The 6,713-nt window shown below is 59.5% G+C and carries 6 protein-coding genes and 1 riboswitch; of the genes, 2 read left to right on the forward strand and 4 right to left on the reverse strand.

The genetic code is table 11. The features are described 5' to 3' along the window. From EN935_RS16815 to EN935_RS16835, 4 genes are all read right to left on the reverse strand, one after another. Positions 1 to 123, reverse strand: a 123-nt coding sequence (locus EN935_RS16815) for a MoaD/ThiS family protein (RefSeq protein WP_206534529.1), incomplete at its 3' end; no start/stop codon positions are given. After that, positions 92 to 1,093: a glycine oxidase ThiO gene (thiO, locus tag EN935_RS16820; protein ID WP_063169415.1), complete on the reverse strand. Its 1,002-nt coding sequence runs from the start codon at positions 1,091 to 1,093 to the stop codon at positions 92 to 94. The genes EN935_RS16815 and thiO, both read right to left, overlap by 32 nt. After that, on the reverse strand, positions 1,090 to 2,925 hold the full coding sequence (thiC, locus tag EN935_RS16825; protein ID WP_063169414.1) for a phosphomethylpyrimidine synthase ThiC: 1,836 nt from the start codon (positions 2,923 to 2,925) through the stop codon (positions 1,090 to 1,092). Before thiC ends, thiO begins: the two co-directional genes overlap by 4 nt. Positions 2,926 to 3,028: 103 nt before the next feature. After that, positions 3,029 to 3,145, reverse strand: a riboswitch (TPP riboswitch). A 317-nt stretch (positions 3,146 to 3,462) separates the two neighbouring features. Beyond that, positions 3,463 to 3,726, reverse strand: a complete 264-nt coding sequence (locus EN935_RS16835; protein ID WP_082826710.1) for a hypothetical protein — start codon at positions 3,724 to 3,726, stop codon at positions 3,463 to 3,465. Between the two features lie 491 nt (positions 3,727 to 4,217). Here EN935_RS16835 and EN935_RS16840 point away from each other — a divergent pair, with 491 nt between their 5' ends. Next, positions 4,218 to 5,555, forward strand: a complete 1,338-nt coding sequence (locus tag EN935_RS16840) for a metallophosphoesterase (RefSeq protein ID WP_063169413.1) — start codon at positions 4,218 to 4,220, stop codon at positions 5,553 to 5,555. 2 nt (positions 5,556 to 5,557) lie between these two features. Then, a partial coding sequence (locus tag EN935_RS16845) for a hypothetical protein (RefSeq protein ID WP_164771167.1) occupies positions 5,558 to 6,713 on the forward strand: 1,156 nt, incomplete at its 3' end.

Genomic DNA, 6,713 nt, shown 5'->3' on the forward strand with positions numbered 1-6,713 from the left:
GTGCACGAGGTCGCTGTTGACGGCGGTGGCGAGCCAATCGCCCTCATAGTCGAGCGCGGCAAGCAACTCGGCCAGCGTGGTGGCGGCAATCTCACGCGCCTCGCCGTTGACCATCAGTTTCATGAGCATGCTCCTTGGTTCTGTCTTGACTGAAAACCAGGTCGGCAGCCTGGCGCGCCATGGCGGGGGCGAGGAGAAAACCGTGACGATAAAGACCGTTGATCGCGATGATCTCACCGTCTGTTTCGACGCGTGGCAAATTGTCGGGAAATGCCGGACGGACACCCACACCGGTTTCAACGATCTCGGCCTCACCAAAGGCCGGATGGAGGGCATGGGCGGCGCCCAGCAGCTCCATCATGGAACGCGCCGTCACCGGTCCGGCGCTCTGGCTTTCAATCATCGTCGCTCCGATCATGAAACGGTGATCGGTGCGCGGCACGGCATAAAGCGGAAAGCGTGGATGAAGCAAACGGACCGGCCGCGACAGCGAGACATCAGGCGTGCGAAGGATCAGCATTTCGCCGCGAACACCGCGCAGCCTGTCATCGGCCGCTGCCATTCCCATGCAGTCTATCTGACGGGCGAATCCCGAAACAGGCCGGGCGTCGCAGCCGAAGTGGAATTTGACACCCATGGTCGCAAGCTTGTCATGAAGTGCCGCCATCGCCGGGCGTGGGTCGAGGTGAGCCTCGTCGGGGAAGAGCAATCCACGCCGGAAGCGGCCGGCGAGGTCGGGTTCCAGGAGCGCAATTTCGTTTTCATCGACGCGCCGATGCCCTGACGTGCGACTGGCGAACCGGTCAAGCTCACCGGCATCACGCGGCGCGGCCACGACCAATGTCCCGGCCCGTGTCACCTGACCCGACAGCACCGCATCCCACCAGTCGGCAGCATCGCGTCCGAGATCCAGCACCGGCTGCTCCGCGCTTTCGCGCTCGCACCATGGCGCCAGCATGCCGCCGGCGAACCACGACGCGTTGCCACCAAGGCCATGCCGCATCTCGGCGACGGTGACCGTCGCGCCGCGGGCGGCGAGTTCGAAAGCGACGGTGAGGCCGGCAACGCCGGCCCCTTTGACGAGCACCCTCATGATGGTTTGGGAGCCTCTGGCACGACCGGTACGCCAGTCTCGTCCGCCTGCATGTAGAGATCGCCGCCCTCCCGGTATTTTGCCGCCATTGCCGCCATGCCTTCCTTCTGGGCCTCGGCACGGATGTCGTGGGAAATGCGCATGGAGCAGAATTTCGGCCCGCACATCGAACAAAAATGTGCCAGCTTGTGCGCCTCCTTGGGCAAGGTCTGGTCGTGGAAGGACCGTGCGGTTTCGGGGTCGAGCGACAGGTTGAACTGGTCCTCCCAGCGGAACTCGAAGCGCGCGCGCGAAAGGGCATCATCCCTGGTTTTCGCTGCCGGATGGCCCTTCGCCAGATCGGCTGCATGGGCGGCTATCTTGTAGGTGATCACGCCAATCTTGACGTCGTTGCGGTCGGGAAGGCCGAGATGCTCTTTCGGCGTGACGTAGCAAAGCATTGCGGTGCCGAACCAGCCTATCATGGCGGCACCTATCCCTGAGGTGATGTGGTCATAGCCCGGCGCGATGTCGGTCGTCAGCGGCCCCAACGTGTAGAACGGCGCCTCACCGCACACTGCGAGCTGCTTGTCCATGTTCTGCTTGATCTTGTGCATGGGGACATGGCCCGGGCCTTCGATCATCACCTGGCAGTCCTTTGCCCAGGCAATCTTGGTGAGTTCTCCAAGTGTTTCCAGTTCGGCGAATTGCGCCGCGTCGTTCGCATCGGCGATTGAACCGGGACGAAGGCCGTCGCCGAGCGAGAAGGAGACGTCATAGGCTCTGGCGATGTCGCAGATCTCCTCGAAATGCTCGTAGAGGAAGCTCTCCCGGTGATGGTGCAGGCACCATTTGGCCATGATCGAGCCGCCGCGCGAGACGATGCCCGTGACCCGGTCGACGGTCAGCGGGATGTAGTGCAGCCGCACGCCGGCGTGGATGGTGAAATAGTCGACGCCTTGCTCGGCCTGCTCGATCAGCGTGTCGCGGTAGACCTCCCAGTTCAGATCCTCGGCGATGCCGTTGACCTTTTCCAGCGCCTGATAGAGCGGCACCGTACCGATCGGCACCGGCGCATTGCGCACGATCCAGTCGCGGATGTTGTGGATGTTGCGGCCGGTCGACAGGTCCATCACCGTGTCCGCGCCCCAGCGGATAGCCCAGACCATTTTTTCGACCTCTTCGGCCATCGACGATGTGACAGCCGAGTTACCGATGTTGGCGTTGATCTTGACCAGAAAATTGCGACCGATGATCATCGGCTCGCTCTCGGGATGATTGATGTTGGCGGGAATGATTGCGCGCCCGCGCGCCACCTCGTCGCGCACGAATTCGGGTGTGACGAAATCTGGGATCGCCGCGCCGAAGGCTTCGCCGTCGCGTTGCAGCTTGCCGCGCATCACCTCGCGGCCGAGATTCTCGCGGATGGCTACGAACTCCATTTCTGGCGTGATGATGCCGGCGCGCGCATAGGCAAGTTGGGTCACCGCCTTGCCCTGCTTGGCCTTGAGCGGCCGATTGCGTATCGGAAATTCCGGTGTCAGGCGCTCGCCGGTGGCGAATCCATTGTCTTCCGGCCGGACGTGGCGGCCGTCATAGGCTTCGACATCGCCACGCGCCGTGACCCATTCGTGGCGAAGCCGGGCAAGGCCTTTTTCGATGCTGGTTTCGACTGATGGATCGGTGTAGGGGCCGGACGGATCGTAGACGGTGACGGGCGGTTCGCCGGCCGTCGGATGGACGGAAATCTCGCGCATCGGCACCCTGATCTGCGGGTAGAGGACGCCGGGCTTGTGGATTTTCCGCGAGGCGGGCAGTGGTCCCGTCGATACGGCGGGGGTGAGGGCATTCATCGTGAGGCTCCTTTGCTCATGCATTGGAGACCCAGTTCTGTGCCGGAAGGATGAAAAGACGCTTCTGTAGACCTGCTGCAACAGGACCTCGGGCGTAAACTCCCGCAAAGCGCTTGCACCGTCCCTACGCCAGTATGAACTGGATCAGGTTCAACGGGTCACTGCGCCGCGAAAGCCAGCAGTATCTCAGCCCCTTGCCGGGACTCCCCTGGTGAATGCCTTAGGTTGAACGGGCTGACGCTATCTTGTCAAGCGCATTCGGGCGCCTTCGGCCGGTGGCGACGACCGGCGGCCAGCCGGGCGGAGAGCTCGCGCATGCATCGGGGACAAGTCACGCCCCGTAGACCGGGGCTGAATGGCCAAAGCCTCATTCGCTTCGTGAAGGATGGAGAAACTGTATTGGCCATGTGCGCGTATCGACCAAGTAGCTCAGGCGGTCACGGATGTGGTTATTCTGGTCGAAGGTGACGAACGGCCTTGGGGGTCACCTCCTTTAGGATTCAGAGGTTGGAAGACGGCTTCTCGCGATCACGGCCATCAGGAAATACCTGTCTTCGGCTCAACCTCGACATGGCGTCCGATCGACCGCAGATATACAGCTATCTCGTTCATGAGATGATCGCGTTCGCCGTAGATTTCAGCAATCCTACGCAGCTGTGGCTCGACGGCCCTCCGTTGCGCTGGCGTGAAATCAGCATCGCCAAAGACGTATCCCAAGTTGCCAATCGCGCAAATTTTGCAGCCGGCGTCCACAACTGCTTGTACGAATGCCGGAATGTCTTTTTCTTGCATGGTCTTCATGTCGAACCTCTCGTGAATGGCGTGCTTGCGCCCCAATCTGCCTTTTCAGCGTGTCCTCTGGGCGGCGCAAGCCCTGAGCGTGACTGTGCACGGGCAACCTCGACTATCCCATCTGCCACGCTCTTTAGAATCGGTGGGGTCTGGTGATCGCAGGCTGGGCCACTCAAAAGCCTGCAAGAAGAAAGTCATGGCGACCATTGCTCAAGATCGCAAGGGTGCGTGCAAGACCTTCCGTTGGCAGTCATGCACGCTCGCTCAGAGATAGTCCGGCCGCGGAAATTCTCCCTTATTCGTAAGAAAGCTCATTGAGCAACTGGGCATTGAGCAACTGGGTCTCACGTCACGGGTCTCGTGTGCTTCACAGCCGAAAAATAGCCGCCGTGGCAATTCTCGAAAAGTGCAGGCTACCTCGTTAAGGACACTGCGGATGATCGTTCGCGCTTGGCAAAAGCGAACGGATTAGTCTATGGCTCTCGGCAGGGGGGCGAGTTATGCGGCGGGTGCGAATCCTTCAAGTAGGCGATATTCACTATCCGGACTGGCATCCTTCCTCTAGCAACATCGATGCCAAGGATAGCAAGTTCGCTCCGAAAATAACGCAGAAGCTACGCGCGTCTTCGCTGCGTGCCGTCTTGACGAAACTTCGGCGGCTGACGACTTCGAAGCCCTTGGATTCGATCGCCTTCATGGGGGATTTCACGAGCCGTGGCGACAAGACCTTCATTGCTTCGGCATTCCAGCATTTCACGTTGCTCTGCCGCGCACAGGGACGCAGTTCAAAGGCGCTTCCGTTGATATTCGTACCGGGAAATCACGATGTGAACCGTGATGACGCGCGCGAACTTGGACCGACTGAGAAATTCAGCGAAATGGCGAGTTTAGCCGCCCGCTTGGGTTGGCAGACCGTTCCCGTGGACCAACCCGTGCACTTCAGACTTCCGACAGGATCCGCAGGCGCAAACTTCATCCTCGTCAACACAGCGATAGGCAGTTGGGAGCTTCAAAACCTTCCCGCGTTCCTTCGTGATCGTCTCGAGGCACTCAGTCCTTCTACAGAGCCTCTAGATCTCGGCTCGCCGGACATCTCGGGACATTCGCCCGCGACACCTCCCAGCGATCCAGACAAGGAGGCGTCCGACGACGAGTATTACGGTCAGATGGACACGCCATACATCTCGCGTGAGATGCTTGCAGGCCTACAGGAATTGCTCCAGCAGCCCGACATGCGTTACGGCATCATAATCGGCCATCACAATCTGCTGCCACAAAAGACTCCGCGCATTACGCCATACGCGGAGATGCTCAACAGCGGATTTGTCAGAACTCAGCTGCTGCAGGGCAACAAGCCTATCGTCTACCTGCATGGACACATACATGCTGATCCGGTCGAGATCGTCAACGATCCAAGGTTTCCGGACGGCAAATTGATCTGCATCTCAGCACCAGAGATACAGTCAGGTTTCAATGAGCTCGTCTTCTTCACGACCGATCAGGGAGAGCTCGTCGGCATCCGACTTATACCCTACCGCACCAATGTCGCCGACGGGACGGTCATGGAAGGCGAACATTGCTTTATTTCGACCATGTCCAACGGCAAGGCCTTTCTGAACAACGACACGTTTGACCTGCTGCGCCGACTGCGCGACCATGCCACCAGGCGCGGGAATGGGTTACTCTTCTGGGACGAGATCACTGAGATTGCTGCCTCCGCCGAGCTCGGGCTAGATCTGGAAGACTCTCTTCTGATGCTCCAAGCGGCGCGCTTCATCGAGATAGACGGCCTCACCAAGGCAAACTCGGCTTGGCGCATTAAGGTAAGGGACGAATAGCGATGGAGAATCCGTTCGGCCCCAACAGGATCGAGTACGAAAGCCGCCCGATACTGTGGTTCAGTCAGAAGTCGGCGTTGATTTCTGCCGCCGCCAAGCCGGTCTTCGTCGCAGGGACGAGAGGCAGCGGCAAGACCAGCATTCTTCGCTCGCTTTCCACAGTCCATATTCTTGAAGACAAAAGTCTCTCGGACCAAGTCGGCAAGCTCGCTTGGTATGGCGTCTTCTTCCAGCTCAATGAGACATTCTCGCCCCTAATCGACAACGCCGTTCTGAACCTCATTCCGGAGCGGATACGCTTCGACACGGCCGCCGTGATCCCGCGGCAATTCGTAATCTTCTCTCACTATCTGGAGCTGAAGATAGTCGAACGCCTGCTCGAGAGCATCGGCCAGCTCAGACGCGACGGCCACTTGAAATACCGGGCCTCCGAAGATAGGGACGTCGCCCTGGCACTGCATCGCGAAGTGCTGCACTTCATACCCCAACCTGCCCGTCTCGACTTCTTCAGCATCGATGAGCTGCGGGGTGGGATAACCCGGTACGTCGACGAATGCTTCAACGCGTTCTTCTTTGCCGCCGATGCCGGAGCGACCGGCTTCAGAGCAACAGACCCTGGCGCGATCATTAACAAGGTCGCGACCGCGATCACTCCACTTTTAAATGGCCCATCTTTCGCCGGTGACAGGGCGCCCTTCTTCAAGATACTGATTGACGACTGTGAAGCACTGACACCGCTCCAACAGCAGTTCCTGAACACCTTGGTGAGAAAGACGCGCGGCAACGTGAAATGGGTCCTCGCCTACATCGGCGGCCTCTACGACACGATCCGGACGATCATACCCGGCCAGTCGCTCTCGAATGCTGACCGGGACGTCGAGAATCTTGATTCAGTCGATCCGAGGGAGTTCGCCACGCTGTGCGAGAACGTGTCGTCGCTTCGGCTGTACTATGCGCTTCCTGACCATCTGCGGAGTGATCTCGAGCGCAACGATGCGCTCAGCGCGTTTTCGCTCAAAAACCGGCTGGGGCGGCTTTCCGTCAATGACATCATCGAGCGGGTTATCATATCGGGTCATTCCGAGGGCAGAGAAGAGCTTGTGGCACTTGCTGATGCAGCACGTGAATTCCTCTCCGTGAATTTGAGGACGGCGGATC

The organism is Mesorhizobium sp. M7D.F.Ca.US.004.03.1.1 (assembly GCF_003998635.1).
Lineage (GTDB): Bacteria > Pseudomonadota > Alphaproteobacteria > Rhizobiales > Rhizobiaceae > Mesorhizobium > Mesorhizobium loti.